Consider the following 19628-nt stretch of genomic DNA (forward strand, 5'->3'; position numbering starts at 1 on the left):
CCCGGATGCGTATGGGGATGCCCCTCGTAAGCGCGGTGGGGATAGGCTTCTGGTCTATACCATAATGCGACGCGCAGGTCGAGGCGGCTTTTCGGCGAACGGATGCTGTAGGGGCTTGCCTGCACATCCCTTACACGATGCTGACATAAGCGTTACCGCATCCTCATGCTGCAGGTAGCAAATAATGAACCCCTCCATGGTAGGCTAATCGTGGGCATACGCCCGCAGGCGCAATCGACTAGGAGGAGACAAGATCATGCGCATCAACGACAAGGCGTGCCGCGCTATCGTGGCCGGCCTCGCCAGTGTGACCGTTGCCGCCGCCGCCTTTGCACCCGCAACGGCCTACGCAGCCTACAAGAACTACTATGATGTTCCCGCCGACCATTGGGCGGCGACGAGCGGGGTCATCGACTGGGCGGACCGCAACGGCGTCGTCAACGGCTTCCCCGATGGATCTTGGGGAGCGGATCAGCCCGTCAACCGCGCCCAGGCCGCGGCCATTCTCTACAACCTCGCCGGGCAGCCTGCCGTGTCCGGAGAGCCGCGCTTCGACGACGCCTCTGAGCTCGGTTGGGCAAAGACCGCCGCGACATGGGCCCAGCAGCAGGGGATCTTCTCCGGCACGGTGCATGCGGACGGCCGGCTCACTTTCGATCCCTGGTATTCGCTGACCCGAGAGCAGGCGGCAAAGATCCTGTGCGTTCTCGCGGGAAACAGGGCCGGCAACACGTCTGTTCTGAACCGCTACCAGGATGCCGGATCTGTCTCGGAATGGGCCCGCGAAGTCGTCGCTTGGGCCGTTCAGGCCGGCGTCATGGGCAACGGCGGCGCGCTCAACGGCAACCAGCCCTGCACCCGCAGCGAGTTCGTCTCGATGACCAAGACGACCGACAGCCGCTTCCTCCACTATGGAGACGAGTGGGATGACGATTGGGATCTCGACGACGATGGATGGGACGACGACCGGGACGACTGGGATGATGACCGGTACGACGACGATGACGATGACCGCTGGGACGACGATGATGGCCAGTGGGACGACGACCACGATGACGATTGGGACGACAACTGGGACGACGACCACGATGACGATTGGGACGACGACCGGTTCGACGATGACTGGGATGACGGCGACGACGATCGCGACGACTGGGACGACAATGACGACGATGATGACCGCCACGATGACGACTGGGACGACAACGACGACGATGACGACGATCGTTGGGACGACTGACGCCGAAACGACACTTAAGCAACTCTAGAACCAAAGGAGCCCCGCAAGAATCGGGGCTCCTTTTTCAGCCATTGGGGACAGGTACGTTTGGCATCACTCGTTCTGTCGCAGCCGTCTCTGCCTCATGCTTTTTCATGAATTAGAGTGGGCCGATCCGACGTTCCCGCAGGAAAGGGAATGACGACCCCATGCTTTTTCATGAATAACCTCCGCCGGGTCACCGATGGGTTGGAACAAACCCGTACCCAAATGACCCTTCGCGGCGCGCTTTCCCCACCGTGCGCATATGGGCTCTGCGTTTCCGAGGGATCCTCCTGTCCCCACCCGTGCTTTTCCATAGATGAGCCCTGCCGGGTCAGTATGTCCGCAGTGGTCTAAATGAGGTTTCTAGAAAAAGTGCGCGGCAGACGAGACTGCTTCATGGGAAGGTGAAGCTATACCGATCTTGCCGCTCGGTGAGGTCTGAGTGTCTGGTCAACGTATGCGATTGCACGGTTAGCGTCTATAGCATTAACATATAAGTAAGTATAAATATAACAGAATTAAATTTCTACTTGCAGAGATATGCTTGGTGTTTAAAAGGCGGGTTAGCTGGATAGGGGGCAGGTGATTTCTCCCATAAAGGGCAGGATGATTCGCGTGATTTCTCCCATTCGGAGTCAGGCATTGTATGCGCCTTTGTCGCGCGGCCTGTGGTGACAATTTGAGTTGTTGCGAGCATGCGAAACGTGCCCTATACTAAATAGGCCTTGGGACAAGCAGGGTCAAAGACCCCAGCTGCTCAACACCTTCGGGACGTGGCGCAGTTTGGTAGCGCGCCTGCTTTGGGAGCAGGATGTCGCAGGTTCGAATCCTGTCGTCCCGACCATATCTTGCGGGCGTAGTTCAATGGTAGAACCCCAGCCTTCCAAGCTGATGACGCGGGTTCGATTCCCGTCGCCCGCTCCAGAAAAACAGCAGGTCAGACACGGTAAACGGTCTGACCTGTTTTCTTTTTGCTATCAAGTCATGAAATCAGTCATGAAATAGTTATGAGATGGGTTGCTTGGGGACGGATTCGTTTCAACCCATTCCCTCCGCTTCTGTTGGGCACCCCGTTCCGCCCGACCTCACTTCGTTTCGAATCGGCACATCGAAACCGTCTGGCGTCCCCGCCCTTCCGGCAGGGGCGTAAGATAGATGCGCGGTGAAACGATGGGAAAGGGGTACCGCATGTCTCAACAGCAAACTCATGATTTTCCGACGCCCGAATGCCTGGCGCCCGCTGCCATCGAGGCCAAGGCGGAGGCCGCTGCCGTCACCAAAGCGCAGCTTCCGTTCGGCAAGGCGTTCGTGCTCGCCATGTTCGCCGGCGCGTTCATCGCGTTCGGCGGGTTGTTCTTCACGGTCTTCCTCGCCGACACCGATCTTACCTGGGGGCTGCAGCGCGTCATCGGCGGCCTGTGCTTCTGCCTCGGCCTTGTTCTCGTGCTGCTGTGCGGGGCGGAGCTGTTCACGGGCAACTCGCTCATGGTCTGCGCCCTCAAGTCGGGAAAGATCTCCGCGGGCGACCTCGTGCGCAACTGGGTGACGGTCTGGCTCGGCAACTTCGCCGGCGCGCTCGTCGTGGTGGCCCTCGTGTTCTTCGCCGGCATCTACAAGCTCAACGGCGAGACGGTCGCCGCGTCCATGGTGTCTGTCGCGGCCGGCAAGGTGACGCCCGACTGGGTCACGCTGTTCTTCCGGGGAATCCTGTGCAACATCTTCGTGTGCCTTGCCGTATGGATCGGTTTCGCGGGCAAGACCGTGGTCGACAAGGTCGTGGGCATCCTGCTTCCCATCTCCGCGTTCGTGGCCTGCGGTTTTGAGCACTGCGTGGCGAACATGTACTTTTTGCCGATGGGTGCCATGATGGTCGCGAACGGCTACGGGTCGGAGATCGCTGGTGCGGCCTCGCTGAACATCGGGGGCATCCTGTTCAACCTGTCAGCGGCGACGCTCGGAAACATCGTCGGCGGCGCGCTCATCGTGGCGCTCGGCTATTGGTTCGTCTATCACAAGCAGGAGTAGTCTCGGGAGCGTTCTGCAAACGAGCGGTTTCATCTAGGGCGGGTGCGTCGCGGCGCGCCCGCCTTTGCTTTGTGTCGACGGGGCCCGCCGTTCGCATCGCGAGGGCGTCCGCATAGCGAAAGATCGTGCCTGACGAATTGTCTGGCAATCAGATAATTTATAATTATCCTTACCGTGAGGATAATGATTGCCCGCCAGCCTGCCGCGCGGACGGGTCGAGTTGAAAGGACGACGCCCATGATCGAGATCAACTGCTTCGGTGAGACCTGCCCCAAGCCCGTCATCCGTGCCATGAAGGCGCTGCAGGATCCCGCGTCGGACGGCTCGGTCCGCGTGCTCGTGGATAACACGGTGGCGGTCGAGAACCTCAAGCGTCTGGCGTCGAGCAAGCAGGGTGAGGTGGCGGTCGACGAGATCGAGGGCGGATGGGCCGTCGCGATCTCGGACGTGTCCGCCCAGGCCGCCGAGAACCCCGCGGGGGATGAGGCGGCGCTCGCCGAGGCGGGCATCGCGTGCCCGGTGCCGGAGGCAGCCCCCACAAAGCAGCCGGTCACGGTCTTCGTCGGCTCCCGTGCACTCGGCCAGGGCGCGCCCGAGCTCGGGAACATCCTGATCAAGGGCCTCGTGTACGCCATGTCGCAGGCGGAGGAGCCCCCGCACCGCATCGTGTTCTTCAACGACGGCGCCGCCCTCACCTGCGAGGGCTCCGAGCTCGTCGAGGACGTGCGCGAGCTTGAGCGTCGCGGCTGCGAAGTGCTGACCTGCGGCACCTGCCTCGACTTCCACGGCCTGCGCGACAAGCTCGCCGTCGGCGGCGTCACGAACCTGTACGCCATCTCGGAGTTCGTGCTCGGTCCCGACAAGGTCGTGACGCTGTAGGCCACGCGGTCTGGGGGAACCTCGGCATGATCTACTTGAACAACGCTGCGACGACGATCCAGAAACCGCCCGCGGTGACCGAGGCGGTCGTTGCCGCCCTCGCCGGGGCGGGCAGCTGCTCGCGCGGCGCGTCGACAAGCGATCTGGTCGCGGCCCGGTCGGTCGCGAGCGCCCGCATCCGGCTCGCCCGCCTCATCGGCTTCGCGCATCCCGAGCGCGTCGTCTTCACGCAGAATGCCACGATGGCGCTGAATACCGCCCTGTTCGGCATGCTGCACGAGGGCGACCACGTGATCACGACCGATTTCGAGCACAATTCCGTGCTGAGGCCCCTGCACGAGCTCGAGCGCCGCGGTGTCATCGAGCTTGACTACGTACGCACAGAAGCCAGCGGGCGGCTTCGCACAGAAGAGCTCGAGGGGCTGTTCAGGTCCACCACGCGCGCGATCGTCGCCACGCACGCCTCGAACCTCACGGGCGCGGTAACCGATGTGCCGGAGCTTGTCCGCGCGGCGCACGGGCACGGCGCCCGGTTCGTGCTCGACGCGTCCCAGACGCTCGGCGCGCTGCCGGTCGGCATGGACGAGCTCTGCATCGACGTCCTCTGCTTCACCGGTCACAAGGCGCTCATGGGCCCGCAGGGCACCGGCGGCCTTGCGGTCGCGGCGGACCTGGAGCTCGCTCCGCTCGTTCACGGGGGCACCGGCGTCAAGAGTGCCGACCCCTTCCAGCCGATGAGCTACCCGGAGCATCTCGAGGCGGGGACCATGAACGCCCATGGGCTCGCGGGCCTCGATGCCGCCCTCGAGTTCCTGCTCGAGCTGGGCGTCGAGCGCGTGGCGGAGCACGATCGGAAGCTGAGGGAGCGTTTCATCCAAGGCGTCTCGTCCATCCCCGGTATCGTCGTGTACGGCGATCGCGACGGCCACGGGCACACCGGCGTGGTGGCGCTCAACCTCGAGGGCATCGACTCGTCGAGTCTGGCCGACAGGCTCGCCTGCGAGTACGATATCGCCACGAGGGCCGGTTTGCACTGCGCCCCGCGCATGCACGCTGCGCTCGGCACGCTCGAGCGCGGGGCGGTACGGTTCTCGTTCGGATGGTATACGACCGAAGACGATATCGATGCGGCGATCTTTGCGCTGCGGGACATCGCATGCGATCTGGGCGATGACAGGTGATCTTCGGGCTTGTGCGAAAGGGGATCCGATGGGTCGTGTAAGGACCGAGCGCTACGTCGCCTCGTTCTCCAGCACGTTCGATGCGATGGAAGCCGAGCGCCTGTGCCATGAGGCCGGGGTCGAGGGGCGCATCATCCCGCTGCCCGTCGAGATCGACTCCGAATGCGGCATGGCGTGGTCCATGCCGCATGACGAGGCGGTGCTCGCGGCGTTCGAGGCCTCGGTCGCCGGGCATCTCGTTCCCGAGGGCATCTACGCCCTCGTGCTGTAATCCACCCACGGCGCGGTCTCGTGCGAGCGGGCCCTTAAGGCCTGCACGGGAGCCGGCCGCGCGCCGCGCGGGGCGCGGCGAGGAAGGAAGGTCCTATGGAAACCAAGGTCAAACTGACGAAGCTCGCCGACTGCGCCGGATGCGGGGCCAAGGTGGGCGCAGGCGAGCTCGCGAGCCTGTTCGAGGGCTTTCCCGATATGCGCGACCCCAACCTGCTCGTGGGCTTCGACCATGCGGACGATGCGGCGGTCTACCGGCTGCGCGACGATCTCGCCATCGTGCAGACGCTCGACTTCTTCCCGCCCATCGCCGACGATCCGTTCACGTTCGGGCAGATCGCGGCGGCAAACGCCCTCTCCGATATCTACGCGATGGGCGGCCGCCCCATCACGGCGCTGAACATCATGGCGGTGCCCGAGAACATGCCCAAAGACGCGGTGCGCGAGATACTGCGCGGCGGCGCCACCAAGGTCGCTGAGGCGGGCGCCATCGTCGCGGGTGGGCACAGCATCTACGACGACGAGCCGAAATACGGCCTGTCCGTCACCGGCGTCATCGATCCGGCAAAGCTTCTGCGCAACGACACCGCGCAGGTCGGCGACGTGCTCATCTACACCAAGCCGGTCGGTATCGGCGTGCTGACCACGGCGCTCAAGGGCGGGCTCGCGGGGGAGGACGAGCGCGAGCTTGTCGAGCGGGTCATGAGCACGCTCAACCGTGCGGCGGCCGAGGCGGCGCGCCCGTATCGCGTGCACGCCTGCACCGACATCACGGGCTTCGCCGTGCTCGGGCACGCACTCGAGCTGGCGCAGGGCTCCGACACCCAGGTCACGTTGGATTCGACGGCGTTCGAGTTCCTGCCGGGCGTGCTCGACTACGCCGCCATGGGCATCCTCCCCGCGGGCGTGTACCGCAACCGCCGCTATGCCGAGGCCGAGGTGAGCATCGCCGATTCGGTCCCGCTGGCCGTGGCTGACGTGCTGTTCGATCCGCAGACCTCCGGCGGCCTGCTGTTCTCCGTGCATCCCGATGACGCGGATGCGCTCGAGGCCGCGCTCAAGGCGGCGTCTCCCGCCGTCCAGCGCATCGGAGCGGTCGGGGCGTACGAGGGGTTCTCGCGCGTCATCGTGAGATAGCCTTCCGGACATGGGTCATCTGGGGACGGGTTCGTTTCAACCCGTCCCTAGATGACCCAAAGATATTTCAGGCGCGTAATAATGCGAAACAACCATGAAACGTTTTTGCAACATCCGAAACCATTACGACATTTGTGAGCAGGCAAAACGCGTCTCACCAAAAATGTTCCATATACTTTGTTACGGTAAAGAAGGCTTCGCGCGTGTAGCATGGGTGCCGCATTCGAGAGGAACGAATGGAGAGGTAACCCATATGTCGTATTCTGAGAAAGTTATCGCTGAGCTTCGCGATCGCTATGCCGATCAGCCCGAATTCCTTCAGGCCGCCATCGAGGTTCTCGAGACCATCGAGCCCGCTCTCGAGGCGCATCCTGAATTCGAGGAGGCCGCCTTGCTCGAGCGCCTCGTCGAGCCCGAGCGTGTCGTGATGTTCCGCGTGCCGTGGGTCGACGACGAGGGCAAGATCCAGGTCAACCGCGGTTTCCGCGTTGAGTACAACTCCGCGCTCGGCCCCTACAAGGGCGGCCTGCGCTTCAACCCGACCGTCACGCTCGGCATGCTGAAGTTCCTCGGCTTCGAGCAGATCTTCAAGAACAGCCTGACCACGCTGCCCATGGGCGGCGGCAAGGGCGGCTCGGACTTCGATCCCAAGGGCAAGTCCAACCGCGAGGTCATGGCGTTCTGCCAGAGCTTCATGACCGAGCTCGCCCGTCACATCGGCCCCAACACCGACGTGCCCGCAGGCGACCTCGGCGTCGGCGGCCGCGAGATCGGCTACCTGTTCGGCCAGTACAAGCGCCTGAAGAACGAGTGGAGCGGCGTGCTCACCGGCAAGGGCCTCACCTTCGGCGGCTCGCTCGCCCGCACCGAGGCCACCGGCTACGGCCTCGTGTACTTCGTCGACGAGTACCTCAAGAGCTCGGGCGATTCGTTCGAGGGCAAGACCGTTGTGGTCCACGGCTCCGGCAACGTCGCCATCTACGCCATCCAGAAGGTCACCCAGCTCGGCGGCAAGGTCATCGCCGCGTCCGACACCAAGGGCTGGATCGAGGATCCCGACGGCGTCGACTACAAGGTGCTCGAGGGCATCTACAACAAGAAGCGCTCCGGCCATGATGCCGGCGTGAGCCTCGCGATGTACGTCGACGAGCGCCCGGGCGCCACGTGGCACGCCGGCGACGGCCGTGGCGTGTGGCAGCTGCCCTGCGACATCGCGCTGCCCTGCGCCCGCGAGAACACCCTGCACCTCGACGACGCGAAGGCGCTTGTGGCGAACGGCTGCAAGGTCGTCGGCGAGGGCGCGAACATGCCCACCACCCCCGATGCTACCATCTACCTGCAGCAGAACGGTGTCGCGTTCATGCCCGGCAAGGCGGCGAACGCGGGCGGCGTGCTCGTGTCCGGCCTCGAGATGAGCCAGAACGCCGAGCACCTGTCCTGGTCGTTCGAGGAGGTCGACGGCAAGCTCGAGAGCCTCATGCGTGGCATGTTCCACAACGTGGACGACACCGCCCGCGCTTATGGCCACGAGGGCGACTTCGTCACCGGTGCCAACATCGCCGGCTTCCTCAAGGTCGCCGACGCCATGATGGCCCAGGGGGTCTGCTAACGGCCTGAGGCGCATCGCAGCGGTTCTGCTGATCGCAATACGTCCGAGATGATGGGCGCCCCGCACCTTGGTTGGTGCGGGGCGCCCATTCGTTCCGAATTCGAGGCCTTCATTCCGGCGCTGCCCGGTTCGGGCCTCTCGGTTTGTATCATGGGGACGGCCAAGAGGGCTGTGGCAGCACGGCTCGTAACGATCGATACATGCGAGATGGGGGCATATGGCTGACGAGAGGGATCGCGTGCAGGGCGAGGAACTGTCCGACGACGAACTGAACGAGGCTTCCGGCGGGTTCTTTGGGGCGAGGTTTCCCGTGGCGTTCGTGTGCCCCGCGTGCGGCAGGACGGTCGAGTACATGTTTGGATCGACTCCGGAGTGCCGGGTGTGCCATAAACCCATGAAGCGCATGCTCATCAACTAGGGAACACCGACCGATTGCTTTTGTGCCGACTGTGCTCCCGGAGTGCGTGAAGAGGCGGCTGTATCCGCCTGCGTGCGAAACCGCACCCTGCTAAAAGGTTTTATCAGGGTGCACGGGCGCTTTGTTTTCAATTTGGTATCAAATCTTGGGCAATAAATGCCGCTTACGGGCTGATCGAAGGTCCTCCCCGGGGCCTCCGGAACCGGCCCGCCAAGGAAACCGCAGGTCACAGGCATGTCAAATATGGCCGTTTGCTATTCATACTTTCCGCTTTGATACCAAATTCAATTTCGAGATATAGTGACCCCCTCTTTCCTGGGGTTTTGCAGTGCGGTCTGCCCATCGCGCGTATACGGGCAGATTCCGTGTCTTACGAGAGGGGCGAAGAGGTGCCGATGACACAAAACGGACCGTTTGGTACGCTAAAGGGGGTCTGTAAAAGGAGTTAGCGTGCCAAACGGTCCGCTCTGTGTCACAGGGCCCGCCCCGCGGAGGTTATTCATGAAAGTCCCTGGTATGCCACCGTGGATACAGGGGCTCGTGCAAGCGCGCCGAAGGGGTGTCCCCGGCGTGCAAAAGTGCATGCGGAAGGTACGTCCCCGATTTGCATTCCGGGCGCTCGGGGCGCCGCGGCGCCTTCCCGCAGAAACCGTCGCGACGTCGAGCATGGGTTGGAACGAACCCGTCCCCAACCAACCCAGCAAAGGGACGCCGCGATTCATCCCGCACTCGGCGCCCGGCACGGTAGGTGCCGGATGCGGGACGAATCGCGGCGTCCCCATGGCGGGCGCGGACCCTCGCGCCTCGCGCCGGGAATCCCGATGCGGGGCGCGGGCAGCCCGTGTCGCTACAGCGCGGAGGCGCCTCGTTCGCCCGTTCGGATGCGGACGACTTCCTCGACGGGTGTCACGAAGATCTTGCCGTCACCCACCTCGCCGGTGCGCGCGGCGCTGCAGATGACCTCGATCACCTCGTCTACCTGGGATTCCTGTACAACAAGGTCGAACTGCACCTTGGGGATGGTGTTAAGAAGGACCTCGGTGCCGCGTACGTACTCCTTCCATCCGTGCTGGTTGCCGCAGCCCATCACCTGGACGATGGTCATGCCGCGGACGTTTGCGGCGAACAGCGCGTCCTTCAGTGCCTCGAGCTTCTCGGCGCGAACGATCGCGGTGATTCTCTTCATTTCGCTTCCTTCCTTCTTGTGTCGTCGTCGTGTCGGCGCCCGCCCCCGTGCGCGGCGGTGCGTCCGAACGCGAGCGAGCGGACGCGGCGGATGAGCTGAGCCGCGGGGATCGGGGATCGCATCATGGAGCGGTTCATGATCAGTCCAATCCGCTGAACGCCGGGTACGCGCTCTCGCCGTGCTCGGCGACGTCGAGGCCCAGCGCCTCGTCGGCTTCGTCCACCCTGATCTTGCCGCCCATCAGCGCGCGCACGACGAAGGCGATGACGAGGTCGAGCGCAACCACGATGACCAGGGTCACCGCGATGCCGAGGATCTGGTCGATGAGCAGCGCGGGGTCGCCGGTGTAGAGCAGGCCGCCGTGCCCGGTCCACGAGAGCTCGGGCACGCAGAACAGGCCCGTGAGCACGCCGCCCAGGATGCCGCCCACGCCGTGGCAGCCGAACGCATCGAGCGCGTCGTCATAGCCGAAGCGGGCCTTGAGGTGCGAGATGGCCAGGTAGCATACGGGGGACACGATCGCGCCCATGACGAGGGCCGCCCACGGCTCGACGAAGCCGGCGCCCGGCGTGACCACCACGAGGCCCGCCACCAAACCGGTGCTCGCGCCCACGAGGGTGGGCTTGCCGGTGCAGACGCGCTCGACCACCATCCATGAGGCCAGGCCCGCGGCGCTCGCGGTCACCGTGTTGAGCACCGCCAGCGCGGCGATGCCGTCGGCCGCGAACGCGGAACCGCCGTTGAAACCGAACCAGCCGAACCACAGCAGCCCGGCGCCGAGGGCGACGAACGGCACGTTGTGCGGGCGGTAGCTCATGACGCCGAATCCGCGGCGGCCGCCCACCATGAGGCAGAGGATGAGGCCGGTCACGCCCGAGGAGATGTGCACGACGTCGCCGCCCGCGAAGTCGAGGGCTCCGATGACGTCGCCGATGAGCGATCCGTCTCCGCCCCATACCATATGGGCGAGCGGCGCGTAGACCACGAGCACCCAGATGCCCATGAACAGGGCGATGAACCCGAAGCGCACGCGTCCGGCGAGCGAGCCGGTCACGATCGCCGAGGTGATCATGGCGAAGGCCATCTGGAAGGCGATGTCGACGACGCCGGGGTAGGTCGCGTCGGCGGGCGGGTTGCTCGCCTCGGCGAGCAGGTCGGATACGGTCGGCAACGCGAGCATCTGGTCAAAGCCCCCGAAGAACGAGAGCGAGCCGTCGCCGCCGTAGGCGAACGACCAGCCCGCGACAACCCATAGGATGCCGACGAGCCCGATGATGCCGAAGCACATGAGCATCGTGTTCACGACGTTCTTCCGGCGCGCTAGGCCGCCGTAGAAGAACGCCAGACCCGGTGTCATGAGGAACACGAGCATGGTGCATACGAGCATGAAGGCAGTGGAGCCGCTGTCGAACATGGTCACTCCTTTGTTCGGATGTGCAGGACGCGGCCATGATGGCATGGGGTATCGGCGAATCCGGGAGCTGGATTTCGAAAACCCGAATCGTAACCGGTGCGAATCCTTCTCGCATCCGGCCGGAAACCGAACCGCAACGTTGGAAACGAGGATTTATCGCAGTTGGTACTTTTTTGGACCATCGGGTGGGGTCGTTGGAGACGGGGTCGTTTTTACTTACTTCGGCACCCGGGCACACCGAGGGGCGCACGGTCGGGCGCGTATTTTGTGCTTGCACCGACGCATGGGCGCATATGTTGTGCCGCTCCGCTACACTAATCGGGTTCTGCCAAGGAATCGACCTATCTTGAGGGATGGGGGAGGAATGCTCAGATTCGGAAGATACGTCCGGGCGGCGAACGTCGAGGACGCCCTCGAGGTGCTCCGCTTCCGCAAGGGGGCGCAGGTCATGGGAGGCGGTATGTGGATGCGCCTGTCCGACCGCACCGTGCCCTGCGTGATCGATCTGTCGGACTGCGGTCTCGACAAGATCGAGGAGACCGAGGACGAGTACCGTATCGGTGCCTACGTGACGCTGCGCGACCTCGAGTGCGCGGCGGATTTCAACTACCGTACGGGAAACGTGCTCAACGCAGCCGTCCACGACATCGTGGGCGTGCAGTTCCGCCAGCTCGCGACCGTCGGCGGCAGCGTGTTCGGGCGCTTCGGCTTCTCGGATGTGATCTGCGCGCTGCTCGCGCTCGACTCCGAGGTCGAGCTCGTCGGAGCCGGCCGCGTTCCCCTCGCCGCCTTTATCGATATGCCCTACGAGCTCGACGTCCTGACCCACGTCATCGTGAAGAAGCACGACTACCGGGCGTCCTATCAGTGCCTGCGCAAGGCGGCGACCGATTTCTCGACCATCAACGTGTGCGCGGCGCGCTGGGACGGCACCTGGCACGTCGCCGTCGGATCCCGTCCGGCGAAGGCGCGCCTGCTTGCCGGCGAGGCGCTCGGCGTGAGCTCCGCCGAGCCGACCGCCGATGAGATCGCGCGCGCCGTCGAGGCGGTCCGCGGCCTTGCCTACAGTTCCAACATGTGGGGTTCCGAGCGCTACCGCCGTCACCTTGCCGGCGCGCTCACGGCCCGTTCCATCGTACAGGCGGCACGCTACGCCTCGACCGAGGCTTACCAGGCGGCGCTCGCCGCGTGCACCCGCGAGGAGGCGATTCGATGAGCGGAAAGCTGATGGATGTCACGATCAACCTGAACGGCAAGAAGGTCGCCGCCGAGGTGGCGCCCGACATGTCGCTGCTCGCCTTCGTGCGCGACCACGGCTGCAAGTCCGTGAAGTGCGCCTGCGAGACGACGAACTGCGGCCTGTGCACGGTGTGGCTCGACGGCCGCGCGGTGCTGTCGTGCGCCGTGCCCATGGCGCGCGCGAACGGCCACGCCGTCACCACGCTCGAGGGCCTGCAGGAGCAGTCCGCCGATTTTGCCCGTTGCATGGCCGAGGAGGGCGCCGAGCAGTGCGGATTCTGCTCCCCGGGCCTCATCATGAACGTGCTCGCCATGGAGCGCGAGATCCGCGAGCGCGCCGAGGCGGCGGGCGAGCAGGCGTATATGCCCACCGATGCCGACATGGACTCCTATCTCGCCGGCAACCTGTGCCGCTGCACGGGATACACGAGCCAGCGCCGCGCCATCCGCCGCTATATGGCGAGCCGCTTCGAGCCGGCGCCGGCGCCCGAGGGCGCGTGGGCGGGAACCATCGTCTCCGGAGAGGGGGAGTAGCCCATGAGCATGATCGTCACGCGGGAAAGCGAGCGCGAAAACCTCACCCACGTCGGCTCCCGTACCGTGAAGCGCGACGCCGCGGCACTTCTGTCCGGCAAGCCCCTGTTCACGAACGACCTTGTCCCGGCGGACGTGCTGAGCGTCAAGATCCTGCACAGCCCGCATGCCTTCGCCCGCATCCGCGACATCGACACGTCGCGCGCGGAGAAGGTGCCCGGCGTGGTCGCCGTCTACACCTATAGGGACGTCCCCGACCGCCGCTTCACGCTCGCCGGCCAGTCCTATCCCGAGGCGAGCCCCTACGACCGCCTGATCCTCGATCGGACCGTGCGCTACGTGGGCGACGAGGTCGCCATCGTCGCCGCCGAGAACGATGACGCCGCCGCCCGCGCGCTCAAGCTCATCAAGGTCGACTACGAGGTCATGGAGCCCGTGCTCGACTTCACGAAGGCGAAGAACAACCCCATCGTCATCCACACCGAGGACAACTACCACGTCAACGGCGCATGGATCAACAACGACCGCATGCACAACGTCGTGGCCTCCGGCCTCTCGGAGCACGGGGACCTCGACGCCGCCTTCGCGCAGGCCGACATCGTGGTGGACGAGACCTACCACACGCTTGCGGACAACCAGGGCATGATGGAGACGTTCCGCTCCTTCGCCGAGCTCGACGCCTACGGCCGCATCACGGTGACCTCCTCCACGCAGGTGCCCTTCCACGTGCGCCGCATGGTGGCCAACGCCCTCGACATCCCGCAGTCGCGCGTGCGCGTTATCAAGCCGCGCATCGGCGGCGGCTTCGGCGCCAAGCAGAGCGGCTGCAACGAGATCTTCTGCGCGTTCGTCACCTACAAGACCGGGCGCCCCTCCAAGATCATCTACACGCGCGAGGAGACGTTCAGCTCGTCCAACTCGCGCCACGAGATGCAGATGCACGTGCGCCTCGGTGCCAAAAACGACGGCACGATCGTGGCAATCGACCTGTATACGCTTTCCAACCAGGGCGCATACGGCGAGCACGGCCCCACGACGGTCGGCCTGTCCGGCCACAAGAGCCTGCCGCTGTACAACCGCGCGCTGGCGAGCCGGTTCGCCTTCGACGTCGTGTACTCCAACACCATGCCCGCCGGGGCCTACCGCGGCTACGGCGCCACGCAGGGCCTGTTCGCCGTCGAGTCGGCCGTCAACGAGCTGGCGGACCGCCTGGGCATGGACCCCTGCGAGCTGCGCCTCAAGAACCTCGTCCAGGAGGGCGAGCGCCTGGCCCAGTACGACGACAACGTGCTGTATTCGTGCGGCGTGTCGGCGTGCCTCGAGCGCGCGATGGAGATGATCGGCTGGAAGGACAAGCCGCTCCGCCGCGACCTGGGCGACCGCGTGCGCGCGCTCGGCTGCGCGCTGTCCATGCAGGGCTCCGCCATCGCGCGCATCGACATCGGTTCGGTCGACCTGCGCCTGGAGGAGACCGGCTTCTACACGCTCTCCATCGGCGCGACCGATATGGGAACCGGCTGCGACACCATCTTGGCCCAGTTCGCCGCCGAGGCGCTGCGCTGCGACACCGAGCGCATCGTCGTGCACGGCGTCGACACGGACGTGTCGCCGTTCGACACCGGCTCGTATGCGAGCGCTTCGACCTACCTGACCGGCATGGCCGTGGTGAAGGCCGCAGAAAAGCTCATCGCCGAGCTGCGCCGCCGCGCCGCGGGCTTCATGGGCGTGGACGCCGCCGACGTGCTGTTCGATGGCGACGAGCTGCTGGCGTTCGAGCCCGGCGTGCTCGATATCGATGGCGCCGAGGCCGATCGCCCCGAGTTCACGGACATCGACGACGACATCGACGCGATCGCGCGCTCCTACCGCGTGGCCCAGGAGGCGCCCGATGCCGAGCCGGTGGCGCGCATGACGCTCGCCGAGCTCGCCAACAAGCTCGTTGCGGGCGGCGACGGCGACTGCCTGACGGCGCATGCTGCCGCGAGCTCGCCCACGAGCCCGCCGCCCTTCATGAGCGGCATCGCCGAGGTCGATGTCGACAAGGCGACCGGCAAGGTCACGGTCGTCGATTACGTGAGCGTGGTCGACTGCGGCACGGTCGTGAACGAGAACCTCGCCCGCGTGCAGGCCGAAGGCGGCATCGGCCAGGGCATCGGCATGGCGCTCACCGAGGACGTGCAGTACAGCGACCGCGGCCGCATGCGCACCCGCTCGTTCATGAGCTACAAGGTGCCCACGCGCCTCGATGTGCCGAACATCCGCGTGGAGTTCGCGCCGAGCTACGAGCCGACCGGTCCGTTCGGCGCCAAGTCCATCGGAGAGGTCGTCATCAACACGCCGAGCCCGGCCATCGCGAGCGCCGTGGCGCACGCCACCGGCAACTATGTGCGCACGCTGCCGATCACGCCCGAGAAGGCGCTGTTCGGAGAGTAGGGATCCGGGGCAGCGGGGGATAGGGGCCGCATCGTCGCGGCCCCGCCCCGCGCGCTCCGTCTTGTGCGCGGCGGAAAAAACCGCCGTTTCCCCGCGCATGTGCGCGTCGCGTGAGCATGGGTAGCGCGAAAAGCTTCATCGCACGCGTGCAGGCGCTATCTGCTATCATTCATAAACTGTGCGCAAATAGGCGGGCGTGGCGGAATTGGTAGACGCGCTGGATTTAGGTTCCAGTGGGCTTCCCGTGAAGGTTCGAGTCCTTTCGCCCGCACCATTTTCGCCGTATCAACCGGTTACTAGGGCTATCGGCACCCTGACCATGCCGACAGTATGTAAGAGGAGGAACGTTGAACATCACTTCTGACGTGAAGGACGCAAAGCTCACCGCGACGGTCACCATTCCGGCCGCCGACGTCGACGCTGCCATCAAGAAGGCCTACCGTGAGGCTGCCAAGAAATACCGCTTCCCGGGCTTCCGCGCTGGTCATGCTCCTCGTCCCGTCATCGACAACATGCTCGGTGCCCAGGCCGTGCTGGCTCAGGCCACCAACGACCTGATCGGCGCCAACGAGGCCGACGTCCTGAACGAGCTCGACATCGTCCCGGTCAAGGCCGGCAACTACGACAACGTCGACAACATCGTCGCGGACCACGAGGACTACGTCTACACCATCGAGTTCCAGCTGCGCCCCAGCTGCGAGCTCACCTCCTACGATCCCGTCGAGATCGAGATGCCTCCCGCGGAGGTCACCGAGGGCGAGATCGACGCCCAGATCGAGATGCTCATGGGCTATCACGCCACCTTCAACGACGCTGAGCGTACCGTCCAGAACGGCGATTACGTCACCGTCGACATCGAGAACGTCAAGAACGCCGAGGCGCTCGCCGGCGAGGGCCGCATGATCGTGGTCGGCTCCGGCAACCTGCCCGCCGCCTTCGACGAGGGCCTGGTCGGCATGAACGTCGACGAGACCAAGGAGATCTCCTGGACCCCCGAGGTCGAGGGCGCCGAGGAGGCCTCCGTCAAGGTGACCGTCAAGAGCGTGAAGGAGCGCGTCCTGCCCGAGCTCACCGACGAGTTCGCCAAGGAGTCCTTCGGCTTCGACGACATCGCCGCCATGCGCGACGCCGTCAAGACCGAGCTCGATGCCGACAAGTCCTCCAAGCTCCCGGGCATCAAGGAGAACCGTGCCGTCGCCAAGCTGGCCGAGCGTCTCGAGCTCGAGAAGGTCGACGAGGACTACGAGCAGTCCGTGTTCTCCGAGCTGGGCCAGAACTTCCTGCAGAGCCTGTCCGGCCGCGGCATGACGCTCGACTCCTGGCTGAAGATGTCCAACATGTCCACCGAGGCCTTCCTCGCCGACCTGCATCACCAGGCCGACGATGTCGCCCGCGAGTCCCTCGCCCTCGACGCGCTGGCTCGCCAGCTCAACATCGAGGTCACCGACGAGGACGTCGACGCCGAGTTCGAGCGCGCCGGCATCCAGGATGTCGCCGCCTCCAAGGCCGCGTTCCTCTCCGAGGGCCGCATGCCCGCCGTCCGCGACTCCATCCGCCGCTCCAAGGCCGTTGACTGGCTGGTCGACACCGCGGTCGTCACCGAGGTCGACGAGTTCGCCAAGAAGGACGACGCCGAGGCTGACGCCGAGTAACATCTGCCCCTAGGCGGGTATCATACCGGGGTAACCGGGATCGCGAGTACGGTGCATGATCGGGCGCGTTGCGCCAGACGTGCACCGTACCTACGTAAATGAGAAAGATTGCGAAAGGGGAAGTACCATGTACCGGATCGATTCCGCGCTCGTGCCCTACGTCATCGAGCAGACGCCGCGCGGCGAGCGCAGCTACGACATCTATTCTCGACTCCTCAACGATCGCATCATCTTTTTGGGCGAGGAGATCAACTCCACGACGGCCAACCTCGTCATCGCCCAGCTGCTGCACCTTGAGAGCCAGGATGCCGAGAAGGACATCTCGCTGTACATCAACTCTCCGGGCGGCGAGGTGTATTCGGGTCTTGCCATCCTCGACACCATGAACTTCATCAAGCCCGACGTGTCCACCATCTGCGTGGGCATGGCGGCGAGCATGGCCGCCGTCCTGCTGGCGAGCGGCGCCAAGGGCAAGCGCTTCTGCCTGCCCAACTCCATGATCATGATTCATCAGCCGAGCGGTGGCGCCCAGGGCCAGCAGACCGAGATTGAGATCGCGGCGCGCGAGATCAAGGAGACGCGCCGCAACCTTAACCAGATCCTGTCCGACGCGACGGGCCAGCCCTTCGAGAAGGTCGAGGCCGACACCGAGCGCGATCACTACATGCGTGCGAACGCCGCCCTCGAGTACGGCCTGGTCGACCGCATCGTCACGTCCCGCGCCGCCACGCAGGGGAGTGCTGAGTAATGGCCAACGACATGACGCCCGGCGAGGTGGGGTTCGGCCCCATCCACTGCTCGTTTTGCGGCAAGACCCAAGATCAGGTGCGCAAGCTCGTCAAGGGTCCCTCCAACATCTTCATCTGCGACGAGTGCGTAGCCGCGTGCTCCGAGATCCTCGAGGAATCGCTCGCCCAGGATTTCCTGGCGGCGCAGCAGCAGATGCCGTTCCCGCCCGAGGGGATGGGCTTTGCTGCCTCCGAACCCGAGCCCGAGCCGGAGCCCGACACCAAGCACGTGGCCTCGCAGCTCATCAAGCGCGTGCCGACGCCCCATGAGATCTACGACCAGCTCTCCGCCTACGTCATGGGCCAGGAGGAAGCCAAGCGCGCCATGTCCGTGGCGGTGTACAACCACTACAAGCGCGTGCTCGAGCGCGAGGCGGACGCTGAGGCCACAGAGAAGGGCAAGGCGCTCGGCAAGCACGCTGTCGGCGGCGACCTCGATGATGTCGAGCTCGCCAAGAGCAACATCTTGCTGCTCGGCCCCACGGGCACGGGCAAGACGCTGCTCGCGCAGACCCTCGCGCGCATCCTCGAGGTTCCGTTCGCCATCGCCGACGCGACGGCGCTCACCGAGGCTGGTTATGTGGGCGAGGACGTCGAGAACATCCTGCTCAAGCTCATCAACGCGGCCGACGGCGATATCGCCCGCGCGCAGATCGGCATCATCTACGTCGACGAGATCGACAAGATCGCGCGCAAGGCGGAGAACCTGTCGATTACGCGCGACGTCTCCGGTGAGGGCGTGCAGCAGGCGCTGCTCAAGATCCTCGAGGGCACGGTCGCCAGCGTGCCGCCTACCGGCGGACGCAAGCATCCGCAGCAGGAGCTGCTTCAGATCGATACGACGAACATCCTGTTCATCTGCGGCGGCGCCTTCGTGGGGCTCGACAAGATCGTGTCCGACCGCGTGGGCAACAAGGGCGTGGGCTTCAACTCCGAGATCGCCGGCCCCACCTCGGCCGACGAGAACGACCTGCTCAAGCAGGTGCTCCCGCAGGATCTGAACGCATTCGGCATGATCCCCGAGTTCATCGGCCGCACGCCGGTGATCACGCAGACCAACGCGCTGTCCGAAGACGACCTCGTGTCGATTCTGATCGAGCCCAAAAACGCCATCGTGCGCCAGTACCGCAAGATGTTCGAGCTCGAGGACTGCGAGCTGGAATTCGAGGACGAGGCCCTGCACGAGATCGCCAAGCTCGCGCTCGCCCGCAAGACCGGCGCGCGCGGCCTGCGCAGCATCTGCGAGGACCTGCTCCAAAAGACGATGTTCGACCTGCCGAGCGAGCAGGACGTCGCCAAGGTCGTCGTGACCGGCGCCTGCGTGCGCGGCGAGGAGGAACCCCGTCGCGTGTACGAGGTCGACCTCGACTAAGTTTCGGCTCACTTCCGCGCAAGGGCGCGCCCGGGTTCGTCCCGGACGCGCCCTTATTCTGTTTGGCGGCTGTGAACCGGCTTGCGGCTGTCGCGCCGGGCCGGGTGGGCGTGCGGAGCGGGGTTGCTGCGGTATAGATTCCGCATCGTGGTCAATTTGCCCATCGAACCGGGATTCTCTCGAGCTGCGAGGGGTTCTGGCGGTCTGAAGCGCGTGCGTTTTCAGGG

General features: G+C 64.9%; 16 protein-coding genes and 3 tRNA genes. 17 read left to right on the forward strand and 2 right to left on the reverse strand.

Translation table 11 applies throughout. The features are described from left to right. Positions 1-256 precede the first annotated feature (256 nt). The 10 genes from B5F74_RS10745 to B5F74_RS10790 all read left to right on the forward strand — a co-directional run bounded on the left by B5F74_RS10745 (position 257) and on the right by B5F74_RS10790 (position 8783). Positions 257-1240 (forward strand): S-layer homology domain-containing protein, encoded by a 984-nt coding sequence (locus B5F74_RS10745; RefSeq protein WP_087202376.1) that lies wholly within the window; start codon positions 257-259, stop codon positions 1238-1240. 791 nt (positions 1241-2031) lie between these two features. After that, positions 2032-2108, forward strand: a tRNA-Pro gene (locus B5F74_RS10750). 6 nt (positions 2109-2114) lie between these two features. Next, positions 2115-2188, forward strand: a tRNA-Gly gene (locus B5F74_RS10755). A 264-nt stretch (positions 2189-2452) separates the two neighbouring features. Next, positions 2453-3289 (forward strand): formate/nitrite transporter family protein, encoded by an 837-nt coding sequence (locus B5F74_RS10760; protein ID WP_087202378.1) that lies wholly within the window; start codon positions 2453-2455, stop codon positions 3287-3289. 237 nt (positions 3290-3526) lie between these two features. After that, the gene (gene yedF / locus B5F74_RS10765) at positions 3527-4168 is read left to right on the forward strand and encodes a sulfurtransferase-like selenium metabolism protein YedF (RefSeq protein WP_158095763.1); all 642 of its coding nucleotides are present in this window, start codon (positions 3527-3529) and stop codon (positions 4166-4168) included. A gap of 26 nt (positions 4169-4194) precedes the next feature. Next, the gene (locus tag B5F74_RS10770; protein ID WP_087202382.1) at positions 4195-5349 is read left to right on the forward strand and encodes an aminotransferase class V-fold PLP-dependent enzyme; all 1155 of its coding nucleotides are present in this window, start codon (positions 4195-4197) and stop codon (positions 5347-5349) included. 28 nt (positions 5350-5377) lie between these two features. Continuing rightward, a complete protein-coding gene (locus B5F74_RS10775; protein WP_158095764.1) occupies positions 5378-5620 on the forward strand; it encodes a DUF3343 domain-containing protein in 243 nt (80 codons plus the stop codon). 95 nt (positions 5621-5715) lie between these two features. Beyond that, positions 5716-6756 carry a selenide, water dikinase SelD gene (gene selD / locus B5F74_RS10780; protein WP_087202386.1) on the forward strand — a complete coding sequence of 347 codons (1041 nt, stop codon included), beginning with the start codon at positions 5716-5718 and terminating at the stop codon, positions 6754-6756. 253 nt (positions 6757-7009) lie between these two features. Further along, positions 7010-8365 (forward strand): NADP-specific glutamate dehydrogenase, encoded by a 1356-nt coding sequence (gdhA, locus tag B5F74_RS10785; RefSeq protein ID WP_087202388.1) that lies wholly within the window; start codon positions 7010-7012, stop codon positions 8363-8365. Between the two features lie 217 nt (positions 8366-8582). After that, a complete protein-coding gene (locus B5F74_RS10790; protein ID WP_087202390.1) occupies positions 8583-8783 on the forward strand; it encodes a hypothetical protein in 201 nt (66 codons plus the stop codon). A gap of 847 nt (positions 8784-9630) precedes the next feature. Here B5F74_RS10790 and B5F74_RS10795 read toward each other — a convergent pair. Together B5F74_RS10795 and B5F74_RS10800 are read right to left on the reverse strand one after the other, a co-directional pair. After that, positions 9631-9969: a P-II family nitrogen regulator gene (locus B5F74_RS10795; protein ID WP_087202392.1), complete on the reverse strand. Its 339-nt coding sequence runs from the start codon at positions 9967-9969 to the stop codon at positions 9631-9633. A 139-nt stretch (positions 9970-10108) separates the two neighbouring features. Next, complete coding sequence (locus B5F74_RS10800; protein WP_087202394.1) at positions 10109-11383, reverse strand: ammonium transporter; 1275 nt, start codon at positions 11381-11383, stop codon at positions 10109-10111. A 364-nt stretch (positions 11384-11747) separates the two neighbouring features. Here B5F74_RS10800 and B5F74_RS10805 point away from each other — a divergent pair, with 364 nt between their 5' ends. The 7 genes from B5F74_RS10805 (at position 11748) to clpX (ending at position 19401) form a co-directional block, all read left to right on the forward strand. Next, a complete protein-coding gene (locus B5F74_RS10805; protein ID WP_158095765.1) occupies positions 11748-12599 on the forward strand; it encodes an FAD binding domain-containing protein in 852 nt (283 codons plus the stop codon). Continuing rightward, positions 12596-13156, forward strand: coding sequence for a 2Fe-2S iron-sulfur cluster-binding protein (locus tag B5F74_RS10810; RefSeq protein ID WP_204212570.1), 561 nt, complete (start codon positions 12596-12598; stop codon positions 13154-13156). Before B5F74_RS10805 ends, B5F74_RS10810 begins: the two co-directional genes overlap by 4 nt. Positions 13157-13159: 3 nt before the next feature. Then, positions 13160-15589, forward strand: a complete 2430-nt coding sequence (locus B5F74_RS10815; protein WP_204212572.1) for a molybdopterin cofactor-binding domain-containing protein — start codon at positions 13160-13162, stop codon at positions 15587-15589. 190 nt (positions 15590-15779) lie between these two features. Further along, positions 15780-15863, forward strand: a tRNA-Leu gene (locus B5F74_RS10820). Positions 15864-15936: 73 nt separating this feature from the next. Further along, entirely contained in the window at positions 15937-17241 is a 1305-nt protein-coding gene (gene tig, locus B5F74_RS10825) for a trigger factor (RefSeq protein WP_087202396.1), read from the forward strand. A gap of 127 nt (positions 17242-17368) precedes the next feature. After that, entirely contained in the window at positions 17369-17989 is a 621-nt protein-coding gene (locus B5F74_RS10830) for an ATP-dependent Clp protease proteolytic subunit (RefSeq protein WP_066832786.1), read from the forward strand. Beyond that, entirely contained in the window at positions 17989-19401 is a 1413-nt protein-coding gene (gene clpX, locus B5F74_RS10835; RefSeq protein ID WP_087202398.1) for an ATP-dependent Clp protease ATP-binding subunit ClpX, read from the forward strand. Before B5F74_RS10830 ends, clpX begins: the two co-directional genes overlap by 1 nt. The last annotated feature ends 227 nt before the right edge of the window (positions 19402-19628 follow it).

The organism is Collinsella sp. An271 (assembly GCF_002159695.1).
Classification (GTDB): domain Bacteria; phylum Actinomycetota; class Coriobacteriia; order Coriobacteriales; family Coriobacteriaceae; genus Collinsella; species Collinsella ihumii.

Coding starts and splice junctions, on each gene's coding strand:
- B5F74_RS10745 (WP_087202376.1), top strand. CDS start 257: ATGCGCATCAACGACAAGGCGTGCCGCGCTATCGTGGCCGGCCTCGCC.
- B5F74_RS10760 (WP_087202378.1), top strand. CDS start 2,453: ATGTCTCAACAGCAAACTCATGATTTTCCGACGCCCGAATGCCTGGCG.
- yedF (WP_158095763.1), top strand. CDS start 3,527: ATGATCGAGATCAACTGCTTCGGTGAGACCTGCCCCAAGCCCGTCATC.
- B5F74_RS10770 (WP_087202382.1), top strand. CDS start 4,195: ATGATCTACTTGAACAACGCTGCGACGACGATCCAGAAACCGCCCGCG.
- B5F74_RS10775 (WP_158095764.1), top strand. CDS start 5,378: ATGGGTCGTGTAAGGACCGAGCGCTACGTCGCCTCGTTCTCCAGCACG.
- selD (WP_087202386.1), top strand. CDS start 5,716: ATGGAAACCAAGGTCAAACTGACGAAGCTCGCCGACTGCGCCGGATGC.
- gdhA (WP_087202388.1), top strand. CDS start 7,010: ATGTCGTATTCTGAGAAAGTTATCGCTGAGCTTCGCGATCGCTATGCC.
- B5F74_RS10790 (WP_087202390.1), top strand. CDS start 8,583: ATGGCTGACGAGAGGGATCGCGTGCAGGGCGAGGAACTGTCCGACGAC.
- B5F74_RS10795 (WP_087202392.1), bottom strand. CDS start 9,969: ATGAAGAGAATCACCGCGATCGTTCGCGCCGAGAAGCTCGAGGCACTG.
- B5F74_RS10800 (WP_087202394.1), bottom strand. CDS start 11,383: ATGTTCGACAGCGGCTCCACTGCCTTCATGCTCGTATGCACCATGCTC.
- B5F74_RS10805 (WP_158095765.1), top strand. CDS start 11,748: ATGCTCAGATTCGGAAGATACGTCCGGGCGGCGAACGTCGAGGACGCC.
- B5F74_RS10810 (WP_204212570.1), top strand. CDS start 12,596: ATGAGCGGAAAGCTGATGGATGTCACGATCAACCTGAACGGCAAGAAG.
- B5F74_RS10815 (WP_204212572.1), top strand. CDS start 13,160: ATGAGCATGATCGTCACGCGGGAAAGCGAGCGCGAAAACCTCACCCAC.
- B5F74_RS10830 (WP_066832786.1), top strand. CDS start 17,369: ATGTACCGGATCGATTCCGCGCTCGTGCCCTACGTCATCGAGCAGACG.
- clpX (WP_087202398.1), top strand. CDS start 17,989: ATGGCCAACGACATGACGCCCGGCGAGGTGGGGTTCGGCCCCATCCAC.